Here is a 23,667-nt window from a genome sequence, read left to right on the forward strand (position 1 = left end):
ACAATGAATGATTTATACCAGGGTTTATTAGCAGGGCTGCATCAAATGACCTGGCTGGAGGGGATTGCAGTATTCTTTGCAGTATTGTCGGTCATCTTCCAGAAAAATAATAATATCCTGGTATATCCTACCGGCATTATCAGCACCGGCGTGTATACGTACCTGTTATCACAGGAGCATTTTAAGTTATACGCCGATGCGACGCTGAATGCCTATTACCTGGTGATGAGCGTATATGGGTGGATATATTGGGCAAAGAAAGGCCCTACGGAGCCATCAACGCCTGTGATGAGAAGCAGCCGTAACGAACTGTGGACGGCCATTTTTATCGCGCTGGGCGGCTGGGCCATTTTCTGGTTCCTCCTGCGTCATTATTCAGATTCCAATGTACCGGTAATGGATGGTTTTGTTTCCGCTGCTGCCTGTGCCGGTATGTGGTTACTGGCCAAGCGCAAGCTGGAAAACTGGATACTGCTCAATATATCCAACCTGGTGGCCATACCGCTGTTGTTTTATAAACACCTGTACCTGACTGCCCTGCTCACGATCTTTTTATTTATCATTGCTATATTCGGATATCTTGAATGGAGAGAAACGGTGCGGCAAAGAGAAATTTCGCATCCATGAAGAAAGTTGTAGTAATAGGACCTGAATCTACCGGTAAGAGCACACTGAGCGAGATGCTGGCATCCCACTTTAATACAGTGTGGACGCCGGAATTCGCGCGTGAATATGTAGACCAGCTCACCCGTCCATATGAACAATCCGATTTACTGGAAATTGCCACCGGCCAGCTTACGCTGGAACGTATGCAGGCTTCCAAAGCCAATGAGGTATTGATCTGCGATACCGACCTCTATGTAATAAAAGTTTGGAGTGAACATAAATATGGCAACTGCGATCCACGTATTTTAGCACAGATAGCGGAACAAGCCTGCGATTTGTACTTGCTCACCTATATTGATCTGCCCTGGGAAGAGGATCCGCAGCGGGAACATCCCGAACCTGAAATGCGTAATTACTTTTACCAGTTGTACCGGGATATTGTGATACAATCCGGTGTGGCCTGGGAAGATATCCGCGGAAGTTATGAAGAACGGGAAGCATCGGCTATTGCGGCGGTAAACCGCCTGCTGCAACGGCCGTAGTTAGTTTCTGCCGGTAACCAATTCCGTAATATCCGGATCCGGCGCGAGATTGCGCATCTGGACCAATATCCTGCGCTGGCGATATGCCGTAATTCTTGCGGGCGGGTTGATGGTATATTTAACCGGATTAGGCAGGCAGGCGGCTATCATGGCGGCTTCTTCCCGGTTCAAACTGGCGGCATTTTTATGATAGTTTACCTGGGAGGCGGCTTCAATACCAAATACACCTTCTCCCATTTCCGCTACATTGAGGTATACTTCCAGGATGCGTTGTTTCCCCCAGATCTTTTCAATCATAAAAGTAAAATATACTTCCAGTCCTTTTCGAAACCAGCTCCTGCCCTGCCATAGAAATACATTTTTAGCCACCTGTTGGCTAATGGTACTGGCTCCTTTAATCTTTTTGCTTTGCTGGTTATGCTTCATCGCTTTTTCAATGGATTTGAAGTCAAAGCCATTGTGATCCGTGAAGAGTTGATCTTCGCTGGCTATCACAGCCAGTTTGGCGTGCTGGGATATTTCATCATAGCTCACCCAGGTTTTCTGTAATGATTTGCCTGTTCCCCAAAGGCTTCCCCAGCTTGATATTTGAGTGATGGTAATAGGCGGATTCACCCATTTCAACAGGACGATATAAACAAATTGTGCAACAATCAGGACCAGCAATACTCTCTTTAGTCTCCTCCACGTTCTGGGAACAATGCCTTTTAAATTCATCGCGTAGGTTTCGAAAATCGGGCTGAAAGGTAGGTTAAAAAGCGGAAAGCATAAAGCAAAAGCCGTAACTTTAAATATGCTATTAAACGTACATCCGGAGAACCCGAATCCACGCCATTTAAAAACAATCATTGAATGTTTAAAAGATGGGGGGATTATCATCTATCCAACCGATACGGTATATGGTTTGGGTTGCGATATTACACAACATAAGGCGATAGAGCGTATCGCGAGGATTAAGCAGATAGATCCGAAAAAGGCAAACTTTTCCTTTATTTGTTATGACCTGAGTCATTTATCGGATTATGCCAAGAGTGTGGATACACCGATATTCCGGATGTTGAAGAAAGCGTTACCGGGTCCGTATACCTTTATTTTGCCGGCCAGCCGGATGGTGCCCAAGTTACTTAAAACAAAGAAGGATACGGTAGGTATCAGGGTACCGGATAATAATATTTGCCGTACTATCGTAAAGGAACTGGGAAATCCCCTGATGAGTACCACCCTGCCCATAGAGGATTATGTAGAAGAATATACAGACCCGGAAATTATTTATGAGAAGTTTGGCAGCCAGGTAGATATTGTAGTAGATGGCGGCCCCGGAGGAATGGGGTTTTCTACGGTAGTGGATTGTACGGGCGAGTTGCCTGCCCTGATTCGTGAGGGTATTGGCAGTTTTGAAGCGATTACCTGATAAATGTGGTTGATATGAAACGATGCTGGATATTGATAGGGAGTATTTTACTCAGCGCTCATGTGGGGGCACAAACGTTTACACTAAAGCCGGTGAAATTACTACCTGCCTCTAAGAAGCCTCTTCTGCTCACCGCGCCTACCCCACTCACTTACCCTGTTTACATGCTGGCGCCTAATGCTTATTACCAGCAGCACTTTGGATTTTTTTGTAAACAGGAATGGACCTGGCAAAAACATACTGGGTTGCCTGTAAAATTGCGCCTGGGAGATTACGGCTACACCCAATGGCTGGAGGGGAAACACTAAATTCTAAGACTGCATTGGATTCTGGAAATAATAATTGACCAGGTCAACTAAAAATAGTTGCTTGTAGCAAATATATTTTAATTAAATAAATATATAAAAGAAAGATATATTTTGAGGAATACTGGCAGTAAACAGTATAAAAAAGAGGATTTACCACCCAGGGTAAATCCTCTTTTTCGTTTTATAAATTATAATTATTTAATGCCTAATTTTTTCGCTACATCTGCGGGTAATGCTTTTTTGTTTACCATGAAGCAGGTGGTTTTATAAGCGAAGTAAGGTACGGAGGCGTAGAAATAACCCTGACCAGGATTATCGGCCCCCCAGGAGTTTTTAACGCGGAAGTACTTATTGCCGTTCTGGTCTTTTGCCAGGCCTACAATGTGCATACCATGATCGTCCTGCGTTTCGTAGTTATCAAATGCTTGCTGGCGCAGTTCTGGCGTAATTGTTTTTTCTTTACCGGGTTCCAGGAAAGCATTTCTTTTCTCTTCGGCAGACATATCAGCCCAGTCTTTTTCAGGAACAATGGCCAGTCCTTCTTTAAAGTTGAAGCCTTTTTCGCTCACATCAGCAGCCCATGCGATAGAATAGCCATTCATGACAGCGTTTTCCGCGATGTTGGTAAAGTCAGTCAGGTTTACATTGTATACTCTTTCCCAGTTCCAATTGTCTGGTACTTCCAGTACGAACTGCGAATTGTAAGGGTGGTGGGTAAAAGAAGAAATCAACACATAGTCATCGGCATTGAGTCCCAGCTCTTTAGCGAAAGACTGCGGCGTATATGTTTTGCCGTTGTATTGGAATTTTTCCGGAGCGTCGCCCATATAGGCGTTCAATACACCGTCGAACGCTTTAGACCAGTCGGGGTTGATGGTGCTTTGGGTGTTACCGATTTTATTGACCACGCCTTCCAGCAGGCTTTCCATTTCTGCGTGGTTGTACATTTTTCCTTTGTTGCCATCGTACACGCTCTGGGGTACCAGGCCGTATTCGCGGAGGCATAACAGATCATCCGGGAAACCGCCGCCTTCACCGAAGTTGGCTTTACCGTGCATACGTACATAGTTAGCAGCTTTCAACGGGTACATTTTGCGCACCACAAACATTTCGCTCAGGTTCAGACCTTTGCTCTTGCCAGAGCGCAGTAGCTCTGATTCAAAGAAAGACAGGCCGGAAAAAGACCAGCAGGTGCCGGTACGTCCCTGGTTCTGTACATCTCCTGCATCCAGGTTTTTTAACGTGGTGAACTGGTATTTGCTGCCCTCTACGTTGGTACTGTTTTGTGCAAACGCTCCGATGCTATACAGCATGGTTGCACACATGATCCATTTCTTCATGGTGTATAATGATAAGTTTTAAAACAAAGGACCAAAAATAAGGGAAAGCAGGTACTTGACCCTTGAAAAGATGGATGAACGGAGCCGGCTACAGTGGTTACCAGAAGGAATTACAGCATACAGGTTACTTTTCTTCATATTGACTCCGGGTAATTTCCCATTCCCAGAGGTCTTCATTTTCTTTATTTTTTATGGTGCCTACAAACCGCATCCCCGCTTTTTGCAGAATTTTAACGGAGGCGTTATACTCTTCTTCTGTATGGGCAATTACGCGATGGACGTAGGAGTGGCCAAAAGCAAACCGGATCAGGGCTTCTGCCATTTCGGTGCCTAGCCCCTGTTCGCGGTAATCTTCGGTTATTTCATAGCCCATTTCCACCAGCCCATCTCCGTTGGGCTTACCCTTAAACCCGCCAGCGCCAATGAGGCGCTTATCTTCCCGGTGGATGACCAGGTAAAAGAACCAACCCAGCATAGCCGGATCATTCCGTAATTTATCGTATGCTACCAGAACCATTTCGGGATACTCTGTCCATCCTTCCTGAATAGAAATACCAAGCAGGTCGGCCAGATGATCGTTGCCCTGTAATAGCAATTCAAAATGCTCAAGGGAGCACGGCAACAATTGTAGTCGAGGTGTTTGGATCATATTTGAAAACTAGTAAACTGTTTTGGGAAAAGCAAGCGTAGTTCCCCTGGCTTTTGGACTTATATGACCAGGTTTTAGTAAATGCTATATTTACTAAAACCTGGTCATATAAGCCGGAAGTGTTGACTAATGGGCTTCCAGCCAGTTCTTGCCAGTGCCCATTTCCGCCTCTACAGGAACAGCCAATGGCAAGGCATTACGCATAAGATCTAATATAAGGGGTTTAATTATTTCCAGTTCTGAAAGATGCGCATCAAATACCAATTCGTCATGTACCTGCAACAGCATGCGTGATTTGAGGTTTCTTTCCTTGAATGCCTTATGAATAGCAATCATGGCCAGTTTGATCATATCCGCAGCGGTACCCTGGATAGGCATATTGATAGCGTTTCTTTCGGCAAAGCCACGTACTACGGCATTGGAAGAATTGATGTCTTTTAACCAGCGTTTTCTTCCCAGCAGCGTTTGTACATAGCCTTTTTCCTGTGCAAATTTTACCTGGTCTTCCATATATTTTTTGATAGATGGATACTGGGCAAAATAGTTATCGATCAGGGTTTTGGCCTCTGAACGAGGGATGCCCAGGTTTTCTGATAACCCAAATGCGCTAACGCCATAAATGATACCAAAGTTTACGCTCTTGGCATTACGGCGCATTTCCGGCGTAACGGCATCGAGGGCAACATTGTACACCTTGGCAGCGGTAGCCGCGTGGATGTCGGTCCCGGACCTGAATGCGGCCATCATTTCGGTATCTTCACTAATAGCTGCAATGATACGTAATTCTATTTGTGAATAGTCGGCCGACAGCAGCACATATTCCTCATTGCGCGGGATGAAGGCTTTACGGATTTCCCGGCCTCTGTCGGTACGAATAGGAATATTCTGGAGGTTCGGATTATTGGAACTTAACCGGCCCGTTACCGCTACCGCCTGGTTATAGGAAGTATGTATACGGTTGGTGCGTTTATTCAGCAGTAACGGTAATGAATCTACGTAAGTAGATTTGAGTTTGCTGAGCTCGCGAAAAATGAGAATATCTTCTACAATTTTGTGTTTGCCGGAAAGCTTTTGTAGCACATCTTCCCCGGTGGCATATTGCCCGGTACGCGTTTTCTTCGCTTTGGGATCCAGTTGTAATTTTTCAAACAACACTTCGCCCAATTGCTTGGGAGAAGCCAGTTTAAACCTCACGCCAGCCTGCTCATACACACTTTCTTCGGCGCGCTTAATTTCTATTTCCAGTTCCCTGGAATAGTCGGCCAGCGCATTAATATCAAGGGCGATGCCTTCATATTCCATGTCGGTGAGTACTTTTACCAGCGGATTTTCTATCTCATAAAATACTTTCTCTACTGCTTTTTCGGGCAGCAGGGGAGCAAATTTATCTTTCAGCTGGAGGGTAATATCGGCATCTTCGGCAGCGTATTCCTTGATTTTTTCAATTTCTACATCCCGCATATTGCCTTGCCCTTTCCCTTTTTTTCCAATGAGCGTTTCTATGGAAACCGGCTCGTACTGCAGGTATTGGGCGCTTAGGACATCCATGCCCCGGCGGCCCTCCGGTTCTATCAGGTAATGGGCCAGCATGGTGTCAAATACGCTGGTAGTAACATCCACGCCGTACCATTTCAGGATCAGCATATCATACTTGATATTTTGTCCTACCAGGGTAATGCTGTTGTGATGAAACAGGGGCGTAAACTCATGGATAATAGCCCGGGCGGCGTTATGATCAGCCGGCATGGGAATATACCAGCCTTCGCCCTTTTTGACAGAGAAGCTCATGCCTACAATATCTACTTCATTGGCATCCGTGCCGGTAGTTTCGGTATCAAAAGCTACTTCTTTTTGTTGCAATAATTGCTGCAGCAAATCGGCTCTTTTCTCCGGCGTATCGGCGAGATAGTAGGTATGTGGTGTGTTGTTGATATTTTTATCTGCCCTCAGGATGTTGGGACTGTCGATGGTTTCTTCCGTTGAAGCAGTAGTTTCTTCTACTATGGTGGGGGTACCGAAAAGATCCGTCTGTACTACTTTTGGCTTAGCTTCCGCGGCGGCGCTGTTACCGCCAAAAGTATCGCCGAGAATTCGTTTACCCAGGGTTTTAAATTCCAGTTCTGTGAAGATATCGGTAAGCTTAGCCTTATCGCTTTCCTTGATACAGAAGTCTTCTTCATGGAAGCTAACCGGAACATCCGTGATAATGGTGGCGAGTTCTTTGGAGAGCAGGGCATTGTCGCGACCTGCTTTTATCTTCTCCCCCATTTTTCCGCCAATGTTATCCGCATTTTCCAGCACATTTTCGAGGGAATGGTACTGTGCCAGCAGCTTCATGGCTGTTTTTTCGCCGATGCCGGCAATGCCAGGGATGTTATCTACGGCATCGCCCATAAGCCCCAGGATATCGATTACCTGGTGTACATCTTTGATCTGCCATTTCTCGCACACCTCTTTGGGGCCCATAATTTCTTCCTTGTTGCCCATATAGGGAGGCTTGTAGATAAATATATTATCTCTTACCAGCTGGCCATAGTCTTTGTCCGGTGTTACCATGTATACGGTGTAGCCGGCATCGGCGGCCTGCCAGGCGAGGGTGCCTATCACGTCGTCGGCTTCGTAGCCATCCAGCTCTACTACAGGAATATTAAAGCCTTCTATGATACGCTTGATATCGGGCAATGCGTCCAGGAGGTCTTCCGGTGCGTCTTCACGATTGGCTTTATAGTCGGTATAAGTGGTGTGTCGTTCGGTGGGGGCGTGCGTATCGAACGCAACAGCCATATGGGTGGGCTTTTCTTTATTGATAAGGTCCAGCAAAGTAGTAGTAAACCCAAATTGCGCATTGGTGTTTCTACCCGCACTAGTGATGCGTGGATTCCTGATCAGGGCGTAGTAAGCCCTGTAAATGAGGGCCATCGCGTCCAGTAAAAATAATTTCTTTTCCATCGCTAAACCTACAAGATTTAATTTGAATCTGCAAAATTAAGATAGTAGTATGATATACGGTGAGGGTGTAACTTTAGGGTGGAAAAAAATAAAAAGAATGAATAAAATCTATCATTTGTCAACCTGTGGTACTTGTAAGAAAATACTGACAGAAACGAATGCAAAAGAACGGGGATTTATTTTGCAGGACATCAAAAAAGAAAAAATAACACCAGCGCAGCTGGATGAGATGCATGCACTATCAGGCAGCTACGAATCACTGTTCAGCAGAAGGTCCCAACAATATCGCCCTATGGGATTACATGAAAAAGAGCTAACAGAATCAGATTACAGGGAGTTGATCTTGCAGGAATATTCTTTCCTGAAACGCCCGGTGGCGATTGTCGGCAAGAAGATCTACACCGGGGCAGACGTAAAAAATATCTAAGTACCAGGGACGCAAGGCGTCCCTGGCTTATTATAAGCTCATTTAGCAGTTTAAATAGACTGTACAAAATGCTGCACCACCTGTTTGTACTGTTCCATGTCCTGGTCGTGGTGAAACGACCGGAAAGGAAAGCGGGAAGCCTCTTCCAGCGCTGTTTTTAAGTTAAATTCTTCCTGCGGAAGGGAATAAAAGTATCCTTTTTCCATCAGGTATTCGCCCAGGTATACCTGTTCTGATTGCCCGGGTGTGGGAATGAGGATGGCTTTTTTATTCAGTTTGGCCAGATCCATCAGGGTAGTATAGCCAGAGCGGCTTAATACCATGTCGGAGGCCAGCATCGCGTCGTTTAGTTCACTGGCGTTCAGGTGGTTAACCTGGGTTACGCCGGGAGCAATCGTTTCGTGCTGGGGACTGCCAGGTTTGCCGCTTACAATGAGGGCGGTAACAGGCAGTGATTTGATCTGGTCTACTATCAGTTTTTCCAGGTTAGACCTTTGTGGCTCTGGTCCGGAGATCAGCACCAGCAGATCGTATTTCTTTGTTACGCCGGGCTTGGGCTCAAACCTGCTCAGACAGCCTATATAGGCGGTATGACCGGGTAATTTACCAGGATGCGCCAGTTCGCCGGAAAGATTATTGTTACCGGAAAAATCGGGTACCCAGCAGGCGCTGTATTTGTTAATGAAACGATAATTTATTTTCTGCAGGGTCCGCTCTATCCAACCGCCGAAAGGAGTTTTGATGAGTAGCTGGTGCGTAATAAAAACGGTAGGAATATCTTTATGATACAGGCCGAACCGGTTGTCGGAAATCACTGCATTTATTTGATAATCAGCTACTATCTTTTTTAGCCAGCGTTGTTCATGCTTTACAGCCCGGTAAATTTTAGGGATTTGCTGAATAATTTTCAGCCCGAAAAACTGTCCTTTCTGTGCGTATTGGATGCGGTATCCGGGTAGCGGAAAAATGGTTACCTGTGGGAATTCCTGTTGCAGCAAAGCAGCGTGTTTGCCTTCTGCTGCAATAAAAACCTGACAACCTGCGTTTTGCATTTCATGGATGAGGGGAATATCCCGGGTGGCATGTCCAAGACCCCAATCCAGCGGAACTACAAGAATTTTACGTGAGGAACGAATTGTGGACAAATATTTTAATATTTTTTACGAATTTAGCTTAAATTACAAAAGGACATTGTTAAGAAAAGGTAAACACTTAAGATAGGTTTTAATCATAGCCAAGTATATTAAACTGCAGTATGAAAAGTATAAAATGGATTGTAGTCTTTTTTCTTTGTGGATGTTTAGTGATGGAAGGTTGTAAAGTTTTTAAGAAAAACGATTGCGGTTGTCCTACCATGAATAAGAAACGAATGCACTAATAACGATCTGTTTGACAACTAAAGACGACTTTAACTACGATTGACAGCAAACAATTTTTACCTTATCTTTTTGAACTATCCTTTGATACCTGGCCAAACAATATTTCGGGGAACAGTCAAATTTTTTATTCATGAAACCTGTAGATAGAGATTTATTAATCTTGCTACATGAAGATAGGTACACGGAGCAGCAGATACAGTCTGCCGTTAGACAGATCAGTGAAATGCTTTCGCTGATTGAAACGATGGATTATCTCTGCGCAGTTATGGAAGTGATGGATTGTAACAAGAGTCGGATTACCAGCAAACGATCGGTGCTGGAAAAAGCAATTTCACGCAAGTCGCATAAGCCATTCGAATTTATTATTCACAAGAACTAGTAGCATCACCTCTACAAGATTCCCGTTATAGTAATTTTGACCCGCTACCTTTCTGCCTGGTTTTTGCTTTTTTTTGTACGTTTGCCATCAATTAAATCCAATTAAGTGATGGCAGATTTTTCGCACCTGCAGGATTTTTTACGTCCTGTTTCTAAAGTTGTATTAAACGATGATCAGGAGTATGACCCATTCCAGGTAGGGGGTGTGATCGACGTGTATGAAGAGCACCATCAACCGGATATAGAGTCGGCCGATATTATTTTGCTGGGTGTGGGAGAAGAAAGAGGGGGTGAATCCGGCAAAACGGGGACCAGCGGACCAGATGCTATACGCCGCGAATTTTTCCGCCTCTACAACTGGCATCGTGATATTAAGCTGGCTGATATTGGTAATCTTCAATCAGGCGCCTTTCTCGCAGATGCCTACGCTGCTATGAAAACGGTGATAGCAGAATTATTAGCCATCAACAAAACCGTTATCATCCTGGGTGGTTCCCACGATCTCACCTATCCGCAATATAAGGCTTATGCTTCCCAGCAATTAATTATTGAGGCTACCGTAGCGGATGCCCTGATAGACCTCAAAGAAGAGTCGTCTGTGCGCAGTGAGCGGTTTTTAATGGATATCCTCACAGAACAACCCAACTATCTCCGTCATTACAATCATATTGGTTTCCAAAGTTATTTCGTACATCCGCGTATGTTAGAAACGCTGGATAAACTGCGTTTCGATTGTTTCCGCTTAGGACGTATCCGCGAAAATATGGAAGAAGCAGAACCAGTACTGCGGCATTCTGATTTGTTTAGCCTGGATATCAATATCATCCGGCATACAGATGCACCCGCCAATCAACTCTCTCCCAACGGCTTTAGCGGAGAAGAAGCCTGTTCCCTGGCAAGGTATGCCGGGATGAGCAGCCGCCTCTCCTCTTTTGGTATTTATGGATATCGTCCGGAAAAAGATAAAGAACAGCTTACCGCCCGGCAGATTTCGCAAATGATGTGGTATTTTATGGATGGCCGTGCGGTAAGGAATCGCGAAGCCCGGCTGGAAGACCGGGATGCCTTCTGGGAATTTCATATAGCCTTCTCCGATATAGAAACTGTTTTCCTGAAGAGTAAAAAAACAGGCCGCTGGTGGATGCAATTGCCCGACCGGGAATTTGTTCCCTGCGCTTATAACGACTATCTCATGGCCAGTAATAATGAAATGCCGGAGCGGTGGCTACGCCACCAGGAAAGGCTGTAAAGAGCATAAAGCTATTGTGCTTTATGCTCTTAAGCTAAATATTAAGTAGTGTGGCCAGTCGTTGTTTGATAAAGGAAGCTTTATTGTCTGTAGATATCATATCGTCATCCAGTCCTTCCATGGTGCGTTTATGCATCTTTTCCACCCGCTCGTCTATTTTCTTAAAGTACTCTTCTTTCTTTTCTTCCCATGCCGATTGCTCGGCTTGCAGCTGTTGCTGCCTGCCGGGATTAAGGCTGGAATACAAATGTTGCAGGGTATTGTGTAACAGGCTGTCCAGCTGTTTGTAATAAATCACGGCGCAATTATACATCTGGTGGCTGTTACTCAGGCACTGCTGGTAATGAATTTCCAATGTATCCAGCGCAGTTTTGGATGTTTGGGAATAGGCGCTGGTGCACAGGAATACCGATAAAATAAGGATAAGGTTTCGCATAGGCTCACTGTGAGCGACAAATATACGGAATAATATTATGATTTATAATAATATTATTAGTGTGCCTGTTTATCTCCTATGGAGCCGCTGCAAACATCGCCTTGCGGGAGACCGTTGAGCCACACCCGCAGGGCCTCTGTACGTTGATGGGTAAGCTCTGTCAGGTAGTTGGCCTTGCACATGGGAAACACGCTGCCATAGGTTTTAGTGGCAGCGGGATACATGGCTTTCACCTGTGCATCGCGGAACTGGATCCAGATGCGCTGTGCTTCTTTCAGGTTTTGAATGAATGCTTTATTGGCCGCGTAATCTTTGATGATCAGCTGATAGATTTCGTTCAGTTTTTTGTCGGCGTCTTTATATTCCTGCCCCGCCTGTTTGTTCATCTCCCCTTGGGATTGTGCAAAAGCAGCAGCGCTGCCGGTTATCAGCAAAAGAAAAATAAAAAGAGATTTCATGCTATAAAGGTTTGAAGAATTTAAATGCATATACCATTGGTAGCTTTCCTTCCATTCCCTGGATATAAAACCGGCCGTTTTTTTCTATTGTATTACTAAAGCAATTATAAGGAGAATAATCAAATTCCCGGAATACCTGTAGCTGCAATCCCTGCGCTGTTAGTGCTGTGATAATATCACTCAGCGGATGGTTCCAGGAATAAGAGGTGCTTTTGATATTACTATTGCGATCTGTGTAAGTGCCGGTGGTTTCTTTGATCAGGGCTTCGGTATTGAAATAAGAATAGGCAACCGTTTTAAAGTAATCATCAAACATCCATACTACCGGGTGAAAATCGGCCATCACGAAGTGCCCGCCGGGTTTCAGAAAATGCCCGATCACAGCGGCCCATTTATGCAGGTCCGGAAGCCAGCCAATGGTGCCGTAAGAAGTAAACACGGTATCAAAGCGGTCGTTGATATGCGCCGGTGCGCTGTATACATCGCAACAAACGAAGCGGGCCTGGCTGGTCAGCTGCATTTGTGCTGCCAGGGCATTGGCCTGCGCAATAGCGGTATCTGAAAGGTCTACGCCGGTCACCTGTGCTCCCATCCTGGCCAGTGATAAGGTGTCCTGCCCGAAATGGCACTGGAGATGAAGCAAGTTGGTGCTGGCCACATCTTCCAGCAAGGATAATTCTATTTCTTTGAGTGAGTTATTACCGGCGAGGAAGCCCGGAACATCGTAAAATACTGAGTTAACGTGTACGTCTGTACGTTTATTCCAGAGTACTTTATTGGCGGTTAAATAGTCGTTATTGGGTTCCATGATGCTACTGTTTAGATGAAAAGATATGCTTCATTTTCCAGTTGTACCCTGAAAGGTATTTAAATATAAAGCATTGAGGATAAGTGACGTAGAAAATAAAAAAGTTTCCATTAATGGAAACTTTTTTATTTTCTACGTCACTTATTTTCTTAAATCACGACCAGTTCATAAAAATCGCCGGGCGTAAAATATTGCTTAGCCAGTTGCTGTAATTCTTCTGCACTGATTGTTTTGATGATTTGTATATTATTATAAAAATAATTCTCATCTAAATCATTTAAAATCAAATTTTTCCAGCGTTGTATTAATTGAAAAGCGCCATCCAGGTCGCCCAGGATGGAACCGATCATATAGTTACGGACGAGGTCCAGTTCTTCCTTGGGAATTGGCTCATTCTGGAGGGTTGTTAGTTCTTTATATACTTCTTCGATAGTAGCCTCGCATACATCGCGGCCGGCTTCCGTTTGTATATTCAGCGCACTGGTTTGGCGGAAATTGTATAGCTGGGAGAAGATGCCATAGGTATATCCTTTTTCTTCGCGGATATTACTCATCAAGCGGGAGCCGAAATATCCGCCGAAGATAGTGTTTAATACCAGCATCTTAGGAAAATCAGGATGGTAGCGGTTAGGAAAATGCCGGGCTATACGGATAGCCCCCTGTACACCATTTTCATCATTGAAGATTCTGAATTTTTTTTCTTCAGCAGCCTGTATCGGCATGTCGAGCTTTACCAGGTTGCTTTCTCCATTCCATTGCGTGCTACCAAAATATTTATTCAGCAAAGAGATGATGTTGGCTGGCATGTTGCCTGCCACAAATATTTTGCAGTTGTTGTAGGTGTAATGCTTCTTGTAAAAGGCTTTAAGCCCCTCTGCCTGCAAGGCGTCGTAGGCCATCATGGTGCTTACACGGCCATAAGGGTGAAAGTCGCCAAAGAGGTATTTATCAATAAAGCGGTTGGCTACAAAATCGCATTTCAGCAGGTTTACCGCCAGTTTTTGCTTTTGATTTTGTTTATACAGACTCAGCTCCTCTTCCGGGAAAATGGGGTCAAGGATCACTTCCTGCAGCATGGGCAGCAACACTTCTGTATGTTTAGAGAGACAGTGCAGCGTGTAAGTTGCATTTTCATGGTAAGCATTCCGGTTAAGGTAGGCGCCGTGATAATCTATATTTTCATTGATTTCCTGGGCGGTATGTTTGCTGGTACCATTTCTCATCAGGAAGTTGGTGGCGGCGGCTTCCAGGCTTTCTGTCTCATACCAGCTCCCTGCCGGAAACACGAGTTCGAGCTGTAAGGTTTCCTGCTCATCCGACTTCATTGTGTACACCGGAATACCATTGTCCAGCGTAAACAGTTCATATGGTTTCAGCTTTATATCAAATTCCACTGCATCTTTAATGGGAGGGGAAATAGTTCTGTTCATCGTATCTTATTTAAACGGTGATGGCTGTAAACAAGCCATAGGGTTAGCTTGCTGCGTAATAGTAAATGGTATTCGAATTTTTTTCATCAAAAAGCAATTTAGCTTCTTCATGTAATTCGGAGGTAGTTACTGCTTCGTAATTTTCAAATTCGCGGTTCATGAGGGCGGCGTCACCCAGCAGCTCATAAAATGCCAGGTTGTTGGCGCGATTTAATAAACTCATGTCTTCGAATGCCAGTAAGCTTTCCACACGATTTTTCACCTTTTGCAACTCTCTTTCAGAGATGGCTTCCTGCTGGATTTTTTCCAGTTCCACCTGTATCCCTTTTTCAGCATCTTTCATTTTCACGCCCTTTACCAGTTTACCTTCTATGGTGAGTAAGCCGGCATCGAGGCTGCCAAAGTGATAACAGTCAATATTACTGAACAGTTTCTTTTCTTTCACCAGTACCTGGTGCAGGCGAGATGAGCTACCACCACCCAGTACATCGGAAATCAGGTCGGCTGCATAATAACGTTTATCAGTACGGGCGTACATATGGTAGCATTTGTAGAGTGCGTCCAAGGGTACATTGGCTTTTACTTCCAGTTTATGGGCGGCTGTTTGTGGTGGTTCTACCGGCAGTTGGCGCTGGTATTTTTCTCCGGAAGGGATATCGCCAAACCACTTTTCCGCCAGGGCTTTTACCTGGTCTGTAGTAATGTTGCCGGCTACTGAAAGGATCGCATTTACCGGCCGGTAGTATTTAAAGAAAAATGCTTTTACATCTTCCAGTTTAGCATTTTCTATGTGAGATAATTCCTTGCCTATGGTCATCCAGCGATAAGGATGGGTGCTGTAAGACAGCTCACGCATCTTGTGCCAAACATCGCCATAAGGCTTGTTGATGTAATGCTCCTTGAACTCTTCGGATACTACCTTACGTTGTACATCCAGGCTTTTTTCATCAAAAGCCAGGGATAGCATACGGTCGCTTTCCAGCCAGAAGGCGGTTTCAATATTTTCAGCAGGAAGCTGTATGTAATAATTCGTCAGATCGCTGGTAGTGTAGGCATTGTTTTCTCCTCCGGCCATTTGCAGGGGCTCATCATATGTAGGAATATTGATGGAGCCACCAAACATCAGGTGTTCAAAGAGGTGGGCAAAGCCGGTCTGCTCCGGGTTTTCATCCCTTGCTCCCACATCGTATAAAACATTTACCACCGCCATGGGCGTGGTATGATCTTCATGAACAACTACTCTCAGTCCATTTGCCAGCGTAAACTTATTATAATGAATCATATCTTTTTATTAGTCAATATGGTAAAAATAGGGAATTACGTGAAGCATTCCGCGTTTTCTCCTGCTTTCTGGTTTTTCCTGCGGGATATTATTCCAGGTACAGCTCTTTTTTATCGTAGTTGATGATGAGTGTAAAATCCTTCCAGACATCGTAGCCAATGGAGCCGGCTACTTCTGTAAATACGCCAAGGTCGTCTATATCTTTGCTATAGCTGATGGGGACATTTTTTATGCTGTGCCCTCCTACTTCCAGCAAGGGAATGGAACTGTTGATATAGTACAGCACTTTAACCATATCCTGCACCCGGTCGGTATTGATAGTGGGTAAGGTATTCAGCTTGTTCTTATCTACATAAGGCCAGTTAAAGAGAATACCGTAATCGCCCCCGGTGGTGATGTGGTAATGGCCTGCCAGGCGCGTACCGTTGGGTAGTTGTATGGAAGCGTCGATAATGGGCGTAGTAAAGTTGAGTTGGAAATGCAGTAGTCTGCCAGTATTGCCTATAGGCGTTTTGCCTGGTTTGTACAGCAATAATTGCTGATGTTGATAATCCAGTTTTACAATAAATGACTTCATGAGAGCTACACCAATGATACCATCTACCTGCCCCACATCGCTGAGATTTTCCAGGTAAACCTTCAGGTAAGGCAGGCGTTGGTCCTGGAGATAAAGAGCATTGATGGTAGTAACGGCTGTTTTAACCATGGCGTTGTTCGTGCCTGTCATATAGGCTTCTCCGCTGTGTTTAAGGTGTAGTTTTTCAGCGGTGGGCATATGCAGGATAGTTACTTCCGCCCCGCTGTCGAAAATAAAATGTAGCGTATCCGTACTGCCCGACAGCAGTACAGGAATGATCACATGTTTATCCACCAGTTGAAAAGGGATCACTGCTACCGGGTTCCTGTTGTCGTCTGTTGCTGCAGCTGGGTTTTTACGCTGCGCATGGGCCGACAGCAGAGAACAAGAAAACGCGGTTACTATCCATAAAAAACGCCACATGACACAAATAACGTCAAAGAATACTTTTTATTGGCAATTTTTTGAGCATCAGCTCATTATCCCGGTTAATCAGGCATACCGCACGGGTGCCGATGTTTTTTAATATGTCACGAAACAACTGGAGGTTAGGCCCCAGGTTATTGTTGATAGCCAGGATAATATCGCCCTTTTTAAAGCCGGCTTTTTCTGCCGGAGAACCCTTGATAATATCGGTGACTTCTACCCGGCCGTTGATCAGGTAAATAACCAGGCCGGTATAGGAGTAGTCGAACATATCCCGGAAGTGGGTATTGGGCACCATATAAATTTCTTTCTTCGCATAGTTGAGCGTAATGTTAAAGCGCCGTAGCAGATCGTTGCCGATCATGCCTCCCAGGAACGGATAGGCGGTAACGTTACTTTGATCATCGAAAATGTAGGTCGGTACATTTTTGAAGGTATAGTTGCCAATACGGAATTCGTTGATGGTAGTCAGCAACATGCTCATTTTGCCTCCCAGTCCCTGGGCTTCGGTTTGTATAATTTTTCTACTGCGGTGCCTTCTTTTTTCCAGCAGGCTGCTGTCGTTTACAAACTGTTGTGATAACAGCAGGCACATACCGGCGCCGGTATCAAAATAATAGCGGTTGGTGATTGTTCTGACATCGTTTCTCAAGGGAGCCGATACCAGTGGGATTTGCGTGAGAGAAGGCCGTAGTAACTGTCCTCCTCTCGGGTAATTAAATTTCCCTTTGGAATAGATAATAATTTCCTCGGTATCATAGTCTACGGTGACGATATACCGGCTTAAGAGGCTATATCCCATAATACCATCTACCTGTATCCCATATACCTGGCTGATAAGCTCATAATCGTTGATATGAAAATCGAGGCTGTCTACTTTTAACCCGGGTAATACCAGGGAATGGTGCCTGGCGAAAGACACCGGTTTGGAGCTTCCCAATCCCTTGATGATCCGGTCTGACGGCTCCATTTTGATACCCATTCTCAGGCAGGTAGCCGTATCGAGCGAAATGCCTGCGCTGCCGGTGTCCAGGATAAACTGAAGGGTATCAGGGTGGTCATCGAGCAGGGCTTGTACAACTACTACCCCACCGTAATACTGTTTGAAATGAAAGCGGGTGATCAGGGTGGCGTCGGGGGTGCTATCGGTGACAAAAGAGGTGTTTCGGGCCTGGACATTGGTTGCTCCGGCAATGATTGCCAGTAATAACACAACGCGTAACAGAATTGGTCTAAGCATACTGGGGAGTGCAGGAATGTGTATGATGCTAAATTTAACATTAAAAAGTGTTTGTATAAAATATTTTTAATACAAACGGTTAACTGCCTAAACACTACCTTTGTTGGAGTTTTTCCCGGTTAGAAATATAGCACATGGAACTTCAGGATTTATACAAAAAGGCGCAGCATTTCGAGTTTCTGACAGCTGCAGAAGGGGTTTACCTCTTTGAAAATGCACCGCTGGCGGAGCTGATGGAAATAGCCAACGAGTTACGGAAACAACAGGTACCTCATGGAAAGGTAACCTGGCAGATAGACAGGAACGTAAATACGACCAATGTATGTACGGCCAACTGTAAGTTCTGTAATTTTTACCGCATTCCTGGCCACAAAGAGGCCTATATTACGCCCATTGAAGAATACAAAAGGAAGATCGACGAAACGTTGAAGTATGGCGGCGACCAGCTGCTCTTGCAGGGAGGACACCACCCAGAGCTGGGACTGTCTTTTTATGTAAATCTCTTCAAAGAGTTAAAACAATTATATCCGGAGCTGAGGCTGCACACACTCGGTCCCCCCGAAGTGGCGCACATTACCAAGCTGGAAAAAAGTACACATATTGAAGTATTACGTGCTTTGAAAGAAGCCGGTATGGATAGCTTGCCCGGTGCTGGCGCAGAAATACTGAACGACCGGGTACGCCGGCTGATATCGAAAGGTAAATGCGGGGCACAGGAATGGCTGGACGTAATGCGGGCTGCACATAAACTGAACATTGCCTCCTCTGCCACCATGATGTTTGGTCACGTAGAAACCATAATGGAACGCTTTGAGCACCTGGTGGATATCCGGCAGGTACAGAGCGGAAAACCCGAGGGGCATTATGGCTTTACCGCATTTATACCCTGGACATTCCAGGACGTAGACACCTTACTGGCCAAGATCCGCGGTGTGCATAATATGACTACAGCGGAAGAATACATCCGTATGATTGCACTCAGCCGTATCATGTTACCGAATATTAAAAACATCCAGGCTTCCTGGTTAACGGTGGGTAAACAGGTTGCACAGCTCTGTTTGCATGCTGGCGCCAACGATTTTGGTTCTATCATGATTGAGGAAAACGTGGTAAGCGCTGCAGGGGCACCGCACCGGTTTACCTACTTATCTATGCAGGAGGCTATCCGTGAGGCTGGTTTCGAACCGCAGCTGCGTACACAGCTTTACCAGTTCAGGGAGCTCCCGGCATCGATCGAAGAGCAGGTAATCAACTACTAAAAATATCATCTCCTAAAAAAAGGGCACTACCATGTAGTGCCCTTTTTATTTTTTTACAAGGTGTTCATTAGCAAGTCGTTAACAATTGAGAAAGAATTGTTAAAACTTCTATGTGGGTGTTACAAATGGCTGCTTTCTACGTCTAACAGGTAGAATTTAATCAAATTAAAGGAGGGAATATGAAAAAGCTGGGTCTTATCATGGCAGGATTAGCAATCATGACCATGGCAGCCTGTTCAAGCACAAAAGTAACGTCTTCCTGGCGTTCCAGTAATGCTCCGCAGCTGCAGAAGGATAACAAAATTATGGTGATGGCATTGGTACCTCAAAAAGATCGTACACTCCGTAGCCAGATGGAAAATTATACAGTATCTGAACTGAGAAGGAAGGGATATAATGCAGTATCTGCCTTACAGACGTATGGTCCACAGGAAATGGGTAAAATGACCGAAAAGCAGGTAGTTCAGCAATTACAGGGAAGTGATGTAAACCAGGTCATGACGATTGTAATGCTGGATAAAGGTAGAGAAAGGACCTATGTTCCCAACTATTCTCCATACGGGTATTACGGGTTCTGGCCTTACTACTCCATGTGGTATTCCAGGATGTACGCACCGGGATATTTTACCTACAATACGAAATACCAGTGGGAGGGTAACCTGTACGATCTGAAAAGCGGACAATTGTTGTATTCCGTGCAATCACAGTCTTTTGATCCACCAACAACAGAAAGAATGGCCATTTTGTATGCACAGCGTGTGGTGAAAGATATGGCCAGACAACAGTTATTGGCGAAACAATAACAGGGGCTAATTATATAGCTTTTGAGAGATGCAGCAAGCAGAGTGTTCCCTGCCTGCTGCATTTTTTTTATCGTCTATAACTAAATGCTGGTTGGATTTTACATGAAATCGATGTATGTTTAACGCCCTTTATAAATCCAGCTATGTTCGAAGTCACGATCAATGAAAACATGTACCTGCGGCAACTGCAGGTGCAAGATGCTCCCCTGGTGTATAAGCAGCTGGACGTATCCCGGAAAAGCCTGAGAAAATTTTTACCCTGGGTGGACTATAATACCAATGAAGAACATTCCCTGCGTTTTATACAATTAATGCTGCGTAAGGCGGAAGAACAAGAGGCGGTAGCGCTGGGCATATGGTATCAGCAGCAGTTTTGCGGTGTAATAGACCTGCATGGCTGGGATCATCAGCTACAAAAGGCTGAAATCGGCTATTGGATCGGCGAGTCCTTTCAGGGTAAGGGTATTGCTACGGCTGCCTGTAAAGGGCTTATATCCTTCGCGTTTAAGAAGCTGCACCTGAATAAAATAGAAATCCGCTTTGTATTGCAAAATGAGAAAAGCGGGCAAATCCCAATCAAGCTGGGATTTGCCAAAGAAGGTACTTTACGTCATAGCGCCAAACTCCACGGACAATATGTTGATATGGTCGTGATGGGAATTTTGCGCCAGGACTGGAAATATTAGCTTTTTATACTTTGTCTTACCTTACTGTGCTTCTTTCCATAAAAGTGGTAAATAACCATGCCTATGGCCATCCAGATGATGAGCCGGAGCCACGTATCCCATGGCAAAAAGGCCATCATCACTGCACAGGTAAGAATTCCCATGATGGGCACGAATGGCACCCACGGTGTTTTGAAGGCGCGGGGAGCATCAGGCATAGAATGCCGCATCATCCATACGCCACCACATACAATTACAAAGGCCAACAAGGTCCCGATGCTGGTCATCTCCCCTACCACCCTGATCGGTACCAGGGCTGCGAATAAGCTTACGAAAATACAGAAGAGAATATTCGATTTCCAGGGAGTGCGGTAACGGGGATGAACCTCCGAAAATATTTTCGGCAGCAGTCCATCTTTAGACATAGAGTAGAATACCCTCGACTGGCCCCACAAATCCACCAGGATAACGGAGGTATACCCCACAATAATCGCCAATATAATCATCTGGCCCAGCCATTTATACGGTGTGTGTGCAATAGCGATAGCCACTGGTGCAGCGCTGTTTTTAAATGCCTGGTAAGGCGCCAGGCCGGTGAGCACATGCGCAAAAAGAATGAACAGCACTGTACATAGCGCCAGCGACCCCAGGATACCCACAGGCATATTGCGCCTTGGATTTTTGGTTTCTTGTGCAGCCGTACTTACAATATCAAAGCCCAGGTATACAAAAAAGATCACCCCGGCCCCTCTCAGGATGCCTGATACGCCAAATTCACCGAAAGTGCCGGTATTTTTTGGAATATAGGGAGTGAGGTTGGCCGGTTGTATGTATTTCCAGCCCAGGATGATGAAAACAAGTACCACGCCTACTTTCAACGATACTACTATTGCATTCCAGAGGGCAGAGCCCTTGCTGCCACGCATCAGGATGAGCGACATGAGTATTACGACCAATGCCGCCGGCAGGTTGAAATAGCCGTGCGTAGTAACGCCATTGGCCAGGGTAACGGCTTCAAAGGGCGAATGTACCAGTTGCGCAGGAAGATAGATCTGGTAGTGCGATAGAAACTCCACCAGGTAGTTAGACCAGCTGATGGCTACTGTGGCCGCTCCCACGGAAAATTCCAGCACCAGGTCCCAGCCTATAATCCAGGCCAGTTGCTCTCCCATAGTGGTATAAGCATAAGTATATGCGCTACCGGCTACGGGTATCATAGAAGCAAATTCGGCATAACAGAGGCCTGCAAAGGCGCAGCCAACGCCGGCTACAATAAAGGAAAGCGTAACTGCCGGCCCTGCGTTGTTGCCGGCTGCCGGTCCGGTAAGGGAAAATAACCCGGCGCCAATGATTACGCCCAGCCCCAGCATTAAAAGCTGAAACCCATTCAGCGAACGCTTCAGGGTATGTGTGTTTTCACTGGCCGACTCGTCGAGCAGCCAGGACAGAGGTTTCTTGTATTGCTTCATTATATTATCCTACTATTTTAGTGGACTAGTGCGCAAAAGTAGGATATTATTTATGAATTTACGGATTTTGGATGCCGGCGTGTTTGATTCTGCATCCAAAATCCGTTATCCTCCTATACTTATGCGATATCGCAGATTTCAATAGCTTGTGACAGGGAGGCAATCTGGTCTTTGTGCGCGGGGATAAACTCCTGTGCTACGTGGCCTGTGAAGCCAGTTTCATAGATTGCTTTCATGATGGCTGGATAGTACAGTTCTTGGGTTTCGTCAATTTCATGACGGCCAGGTACCCCTCCCGTATGGTAGTGGGCAATATATTCGTGGTGGTCGCGGATATTGCGGATAACATCTCCTTCCATGATCTGCATATGATAGATGTCGTAGAGCAGCTTGAAGTTTGCAGAACCCACTGATTTACAAAGTGCTACGCCCCAGGCGGTGTGGTCGCACTGGTAGTCAGGGTGGTTTACTTTGCTATTGAGCAGCTCCATTACCAGGGTCACTTTTTTCTTTTCGGCATAGCCGATAACGCGTTGCAGGCCCTTGGTACAGTTTTCAATGCCTTGCTCATCACTCATGCCATTACGGTTACCGGAGAAGCAGATCAAATTGGTGAAGCCGGCTTTCGCGGTTTCATCGATATAGTGTTTGAAGTATTCTTCCAGTTTGTCGTGGTGGGCGGGATTGTTAAACCCTTTGGTGATCCCCCATTCAGGGCCATTGCTGGCTACCATGGCGGTGATCATATCATTTTTCTTCAGGATGCTGAAATCTTTCGGATCTACGAGGTCGATAGAGGGGATACCGATTTTTTTGGCGGCCTTGCACAGGTCGTCCAGAGGAATATTGTAACACCAGGCGCATACCGAGTGGTTGATTTTACCTTTCAACTTGTAATCAACTGCCTGCTCATGAGCAGATACCCTGTTGGACAGAGACGATAACGCGGTGGATGCTAAGGCCATGGAGGCAACTTTTTTGATCATATCGCGGCGTGAGTTTTCCTGGTGCATAAAATGGTTTGCTTTTAAAGAGCCATCAATGTAATCGAAATAATGCTTATTTACAAGCCCCTGCTATCTTTTGGGGTAAAAAAGGGGAAATACGCATTTTGCTTTTTGCGTAGAACCAACGGCTGTTCTCCCGCGTAAATATGGTAACTTACAGGTAGTATTTAAAATTGGTAAGTAATTTGTTTAAAGTAGAGAAAAGCGGAGGTTGAAAATGCAAAAAAAGTATACTCCAAGTTTGTGGGTTTGCATATTGCTGGATGTAATAGGATGTGCCAGTTACGCGGTCCCGGTTTTAGGCGAGGCCAGTGATTTTATCTGGGCTCCGATTTCTGCCATTATTTTTTACCGTATGTTTGGCGGTTCTCCCCTCGCTACTTTTGGTAGTGTTTTTAACTTTATCGAGGAATTATTTCCGGGAACCGACTTTATCCCCACATTTACCATTGCGTGGGTATTAAAGCGGGTAATGGCCGGAAGGAGAACTACCGTTTCAGCGCAATAGATGATTCACTAAAATAGCTAAGGGCTTTCATTTTGTGGCTACTGCCGCAAGATGAAAGCCC

25 protein-coding genes are annotated in these 23,667 nt (G+C 45.3%); 11 read left to right on the forward strand and 14 right to left on the reverse strand.

The window, feature by feature from the left end; genetic code table 11:
* Positions 1-3 precede the first annotated feature (3 nt).
* Positions 4-627 (forward strand): nicotinamide riboside transporter PnuC, encoded by a 624-nt coding sequence (pnuC, locus tag FHW36_RS03155; RefSeq protein WP_145662092.1) that lies wholly within the window; start codon positions 4-6, stop codon positions 625-627.
* Positions 624-1,148, forward strand: a complete 525-nt coding sequence (locus FHW36_RS03160) for an AAA family ATPase (protein ID WP_145662095.1) — start codon at positions 624-626, stop codon at positions 1,146-1,148. Before pnuC ends, FHW36_RS03160 begins: the two co-directional genes overlap by 4 nt.
* Here the strand turns inward: FHW36_RS03160 and mtgA are convergent, their stop codons facing one another.
* The gene (gene mtgA / locus FHW36_RS03165) at positions 1,149-1,865 is read right to left on the reverse strand and encodes a monofunctional biosynthetic peptidoglycan transglycosylase (protein WP_145662098.1); all 717 of its coding nucleotides are present in this window, start codon (positions 1,863-1,865) and stop codon (positions 1,149-1,151) included.
* Positions 1,866-1,941: 76 nt separating this feature from the next.
* Between mtgA and FHW36_RS03170 the strand changes: the two genes are divergently transcribed.
* Entirely contained in the window at positions 1,942-2,559 is a 618-nt protein-coding gene (locus FHW36_RS03170; RefSeq protein ID WP_145662101.1) for an L-threonylcarbamoyladenylate synthase, read from the forward strand.
* A 14-nt stretch (positions 2,560-2,573) separates the two neighbouring features.
* Positions 2,574-2,867 (forward strand): hypothetical protein, encoded by a 294-nt coding sequence (locus tag FHW36_RS03175; RefSeq protein WP_145662104.1) that lies wholly within the window; start codon positions 2,574-2,576, stop codon positions 2,865-2,867.
* Between the two features lie 194 nt (positions 2,868-3,061).
* Here FHW36_RS03175 and FHW36_RS03180 read toward each other — a convergent pair whose 3' ends face one another.
* The 3 genes from FHW36_RS03180 to polA form a co-directional block, all read right to left on the reverse strand.
* Positions 3,062-4,207, reverse strand: coding sequence for a C1 family peptidase (locus tag FHW36_RS03180; RefSeq protein ID WP_145662107.1), 1,146 nt, complete (start codon positions 4,205-4,207; stop codon positions 3,062-3,064).
* 124 nt (positions 4,208-4,331) lie between these two features.
* Positions 4,332-4,856: a GNAT family N-acetyltransferase gene (locus FHW36_RS03185; RefSeq protein WP_145662110.1), complete on the reverse strand. Its 525-nt coding sequence runs from the start codon at positions 4,854-4,856 to the stop codon at positions 4,332-4,334.
* 126 nt (positions 4,857-4,982) lie between these two features.
* Complete coding sequence (gene polA, locus FHW36_RS03190) at positions 4,983-7,805, reverse strand: DNA polymerase I (RefSeq protein ID WP_145662113.1); 2,823 nt, start codon at positions 7,803-7,805, stop codon at positions 4,983-4,985.
* A 97-nt stretch (positions 7,806-7,902) separates the two neighbouring features.
* On the opposite strand from polA, the gene FHW36_RS03195 reads away from it, so the two are divergent.
* The gene (locus FHW36_RS03195) at positions 7,903-8,232 is read left to right on the forward strand and encodes an arsenate reductase family protein (RefSeq protein ID WP_145662116.1); all 330 of its coding nucleotides are present in this window, start codon (positions 7,903-7,905) and stop codon (positions 8,230-8,232) included.
* Positions 8,233-8,282: 50 nt separating this feature from the next.
* Here FHW36_RS03195 and FHW36_RS03200 read toward each other — a convergent pair whose 3' ends face one another.
* Positions 8,283-9,377 (reverse strand): glycosyltransferase, encoded by a 1,095-nt coding sequence (locus FHW36_RS03200; protein WP_145662119.1) that lies wholly within the window; start codon positions 9,375-9,377, stop codon positions 8,283-8,285.
* A 364-nt stretch (positions 9,378-9,741) separates the two neighbouring features.
* On the opposite strand from FHW36_RS03200, the gene FHW36_RS03205 reads away from it, so the two are divergent.
* Positions 9,742-9,990 (forward strand): hypothetical protein, encoded by a 249-nt coding sequence (locus tag FHW36_RS03205; RefSeq protein WP_089764628.1) that lies wholly within the window; start codon positions 9,742-9,744, stop codon positions 9,988-9,990.
* Between the two features lie 108 nt (positions 9,991-10,098).
* Positions 10,099-11,238 carry a formimidoylglutamase gene (locus FHW36_RS03210; RefSeq protein ID WP_145662122.1) on the forward strand — a complete coding sequence of 380 codons (1,140 nt, stop codon included), beginning with the start codon at positions 10,099-10,101 and terminating at the stop codon, positions 11,236-11,238.
* A 34-nt stretch (positions 11,239-11,272) separates the two neighbouring features.
* Here the strand turns inward: FHW36_RS03210 and FHW36_RS03215 are convergent, their stop codons facing one another.
* The 7 genes from FHW36_RS03215 to FHW36_RS03245 form a co-directional block, all read right to left on the reverse strand.
* Complete coding sequence (locus FHW36_RS03215; protein WP_145662125.1) at positions 11,273-11,674, reverse strand: lysozyme inhibitor LprI family protein; 402 nt, start codon at positions 11,672-11,674, stop codon at positions 11,273-11,275.
* A 56-nt stretch (positions 11,675-11,730) separates the two neighbouring features.
* Entirely contained in the window at positions 11,731-12,132 is a 402-nt protein-coding gene (locus FHW36_RS03220) for a lysozyme inhibitor LprI family protein (protein WP_145662128.1), read from the reverse strand.
* Between the two features lies 1 nt (position 12,133).
* Positions 12,134-12,940 carry a class I SAM-dependent methyltransferase gene (locus FHW36_RS03225; protein ID WP_145662132.1) on the reverse strand — a complete coding sequence of 269 codons (807 nt, stop codon included), beginning with the start codon at positions 12,938-12,940 and terminating at the stop codon, positions 12,134-12,136.
* 149 nt (positions 12,941-13,089) lie between these two features.
* Entirely contained in the window at positions 13,090-14,370 is a 1,281-nt protein-coding gene (locus tag FHW36_RS03230) for a M16 family metallopeptidase (protein WP_145662135.1), read from the reverse strand.
* A gap of 43 nt (positions 14,371-14,413) precedes the next feature.
* Positions 14,414-15,652: a M16 family metallopeptidase gene (locus tag FHW36_RS03235; RefSeq protein WP_145662138.1), complete on the reverse strand. Its 1,239-nt coding sequence runs from the start codon at positions 15,650-15,652 to the stop codon at positions 14,414-14,416.
* 88 nt (positions 15,653-15,740) lie between these two features.
* Complete coding sequence (locus FHW36_RS03240) at positions 15,741-16,652, reverse strand: aspartyl protease family protein (protein ID WP_145662141.1); 912 nt, start codon at positions 16,650-16,652, stop codon at positions 15,741-15,743.
* A gap of 13 nt (positions 16,653-16,665) precedes the next feature.
* Positions 16,666-17,895 carry an aspartyl protease family protein gene (locus FHW36_RS03245; RefSeq protein ID WP_145662145.1) on the reverse strand — a complete coding sequence of 410 codons (1,230 nt, stop codon included), beginning with the start codon at positions 17,893-17,895 and terminating at the stop codon, positions 16,666-16,668.
* Positions 17,896-18,029: 134 nt separating this feature from the next.
* On the opposite strand from FHW36_RS03245, the gene mqnC reads away from it, so the two are divergent.
* The 3 genes from mqnC (at position 18,030) to FHW36_RS03260 (ending at position 20,643) form a co-directional block, all read left to right on the forward strand.
* Complete coding sequence (gene mqnC / locus FHW36_RS03250; protein ID WP_145662150.1) at positions 18,030-19,154, forward strand: cyclic dehypoxanthinyl futalosine synthase; 1,125 nt, start codon at positions 18,030-18,032, stop codon at positions 19,152-19,154.
* Between the two features lie 200 nt (positions 19,155-19,354).
* Positions 19,355-19,957: a hypothetical protein gene (locus FHW36_RS03255; RefSeq protein WP_186452288.1), complete on the forward strand. Its 603-nt coding sequence runs from the start codon at positions 19,355-19,357 to the stop codon at positions 19,955-19,957.
* Between the two features lie 143 nt (positions 19,958-20,100).
* Positions 20,101-20,643, forward strand: coding sequence for a GNAT family N-acetyltransferase (locus FHW36_RS03260; RefSeq protein WP_145662155.1), 543 nt, complete (start codon positions 20,101-20,103; stop codon positions 20,641-20,643).
* Here the strand turns inward: FHW36_RS03260 and FHW36_RS03265 are convergent.
* Together FHW36_RS03265 and FHW36_RS03270 are read right to left on the reverse strand one after the other, a co-directional pair.
* On the reverse strand, positions 20,640-22,091 hold the full coding sequence (locus FHW36_RS03265) for an amino acid permease (RefSeq protein WP_145662158.1): 1,452 nt from the start codon (positions 22,089-22,091) through the stop codon (positions 20,640-20,642). The two genes, FHW36_RS03260 and FHW36_RS03265, sit on opposite strands and share 4 nt — an antisense overlap.
* Positions 22,092-22,210: 119 nt before the next feature.
* Complete coding sequence (locus tag FHW36_RS03270; RefSeq protein WP_246121050.1) at positions 22,211-23,077, reverse strand: hydroxypyruvate isomerase family protein; 867 nt, start codon at positions 23,075-23,077, stop codon at positions 22,211-22,213.
* 238 nt (positions 23,078-23,315) lie between these two features.
* On the opposite strand from FHW36_RS03270, the gene FHW36_RS03275 reads away from it, so the two are divergent.
* A complete protein-coding gene (locus FHW36_RS03275) occupies positions 23,316-23,606 on the forward strand; it encodes a hypothetical protein (RefSeq protein ID WP_145662163.1) in 291 nt (96 codons plus the stop codon).
* Positions 23,607-23,667 lie beyond the last annotated feature (61 nt).

It is taken from the genome of Chitinophaga polysaccharea (assembly GCF_007829335.1).
GTDB classification, from domain to species: Bacteria; Bacteroidota; Bacteroidia; order Chitinophagales; family Chitinophagaceae; genus Chitinophaga; species Chitinophaga polysaccharea_B.

What these genes read in the sequence shown, in the direction of transcription:
- pnuC (WP_145662092.1), top strand. Translation starts at nt 4, where the DNA reads ATGAATGATTTATACCAGGGTTTATTAGCAGGGCTGCATCAAATGACC.
- FHW36_RS03160 (WP_145662095.1), top strand. Translation starts at nt 624, where the DNA reads ATGAAGAAAGTTGTAGTAATAGGACCTGAATCTACCGGTAAGAGCACA.
- mtgA (WP_145662098.1), bottom strand. Translation starts at nt 1,865, where the DNA reads ATGAATTTAAAAGGCATTGTTCCCAGAACGTGGAGGAGACTAAAGAGA.
- FHW36_RS03170 (WP_145662101.1), top strand. Translation starts at nt 1,942, where the DNA reads ATGCTATTAAACGTACATCCGGAGAACCCGAATCCACGCCATTTAAAA.
- FHW36_RS03175 (WP_145662104.1), top strand. Translation starts at nt 2,574, where the DNA reads ATGAAACGATGCTGGATATTGATAGGGAGTATTTTACTCAGCGCTCAT.
- FHW36_RS03180 (WP_145662107.1), bottom strand. Translation starts at nt 4,207, where the DNA reads ATGAAGAAATGGATCATGTGTGCAACCATGCTGTATAGCATCGGAGCG.
- FHW36_RS03185 (WP_145662110.1), bottom strand. Translation starts at nt 4,856, where the DNA reads ATGATCCAAACACCTCGACTACAATTGTTGCCGTGCTCCCTTGAGCAT.
- polA (WP_145662113.1), bottom strand. Translation starts at nt 7,805, where the DNA reads ATGGAAAAGAAATTATTTTTACTGGACGCGATGGCCCTCATTTACAGG.
- FHW36_RS03195 (WP_145662116.1), top strand. Translation starts at nt 7,903, where the DNA reads ATGAATAAAATCTATCATTTGTCAACCTGTGGTACTTGTAAGAAAATA.
- FHW36_RS03205 (WP_089764628.1), top strand. Translation starts at nt 9,742, where the DNA reads ATGAAACCTGTAGATAGAGATTTATTAATCTTGCTACATGAAGATAGG.
- FHW36_RS03210 (WP_145662122.1), top strand. Translation starts at nt 10,099, where the DNA reads ATGGCAGATTTTTCGCACCTGCAGGATTTTTTACGTCCTGTTTCTAAA.
- FHW36_RS03215 (WP_145662125.1), bottom strand. Translation starts at nt 11,674, where the DNA reads ATGCGAAACCTTATCCTTATTTTATCGGTATTCCTGTGCACCAGCGCC.
- FHW36_RS03220 (WP_145662128.1), bottom strand. Translation starts at nt 12,132, where the DNA reads ATGAAATCTCTTTTTATTTTTCTTTTGCTGATAACCGGCAGCGCTGCT.
- FHW36_RS03225 (WP_145662132.1), bottom strand. Translation starts at nt 12,940, where the DNA reads ATGGAACCCAATAACGACTATTTAACCGCCAATAAAGTACTCTGGAAT.
- FHW36_RS03230 (WP_145662135.1), bottom strand. Translation starts at nt 14,370, where the DNA reads ATGAACAGAACTATTTCCCCTCCCATTAAAGATGCAGTGGAATTTGAT.
- FHW36_RS03235 (WP_145662138.1), bottom strand. Translation starts at nt 15,652, where the DNA reads ATGATTCATTATAATAAGTTTACGCTGGCAAATGGACTGAGAGTAGTT.
- FHW36_RS03240 (WP_145662141.1), bottom strand. Translation starts at nt 16,652, where the DNA reads ATGTGGCGTTTTTTATGGATAGTAACCGCGTTTTCTTGTTCTCTGCTG.
- FHW36_RS03245 (WP_145662145.1), bottom strand. Translation starts at nt 17,895, where the DNA reads ATGCTTAGACCAATTCTGTTACGCGTTGTGTTATTACTGGCAATCATT.
- mqnC (WP_145662150.1), top strand. Translation starts at nt 18,030, where the DNA reads ATGGAACTTCAGGATTTATACAAAAAGGCGCAGCATTTCGAGTTTCTG.
- FHW36_RS03255 (WP_186452288.1), top strand. Translation starts at nt 19,355, where the DNA reads ATGGCAGGATTAGCAATCATGACCATGGCAGCCTGTTCAAGCACAAAA.
- FHW36_RS03260 (WP_145662155.1), top strand. Translation starts at nt 20,101, where the DNA reads ATGTTCGAAGTCACGATCAATGAAAACATGTACCTGCGGCAACTGCAG.
- FHW36_RS03265 (WP_145662158.1), bottom strand. Translation starts at nt 22,091, where the DNA reads ATGAAGCAATACAAGAAACCTCTGTCCTGGCTGCTCGACGAGTCGGCC.
- FHW36_RS03270 (WP_246121050.1), bottom strand. Translation starts at nt 23,077, where the DNA reads ATGATCAAAAAAGTTGCCTCCATGGCCTTAGCATCCACCGCGTTATCG.
- FHW36_RS03275 (WP_145662163.1), top strand. Translation starts at nt 23,316, where the DNA reads ATGCAAAAAAAGTATACTCCAAGTTTGTGGGTTTGCATATTGCTGGAT.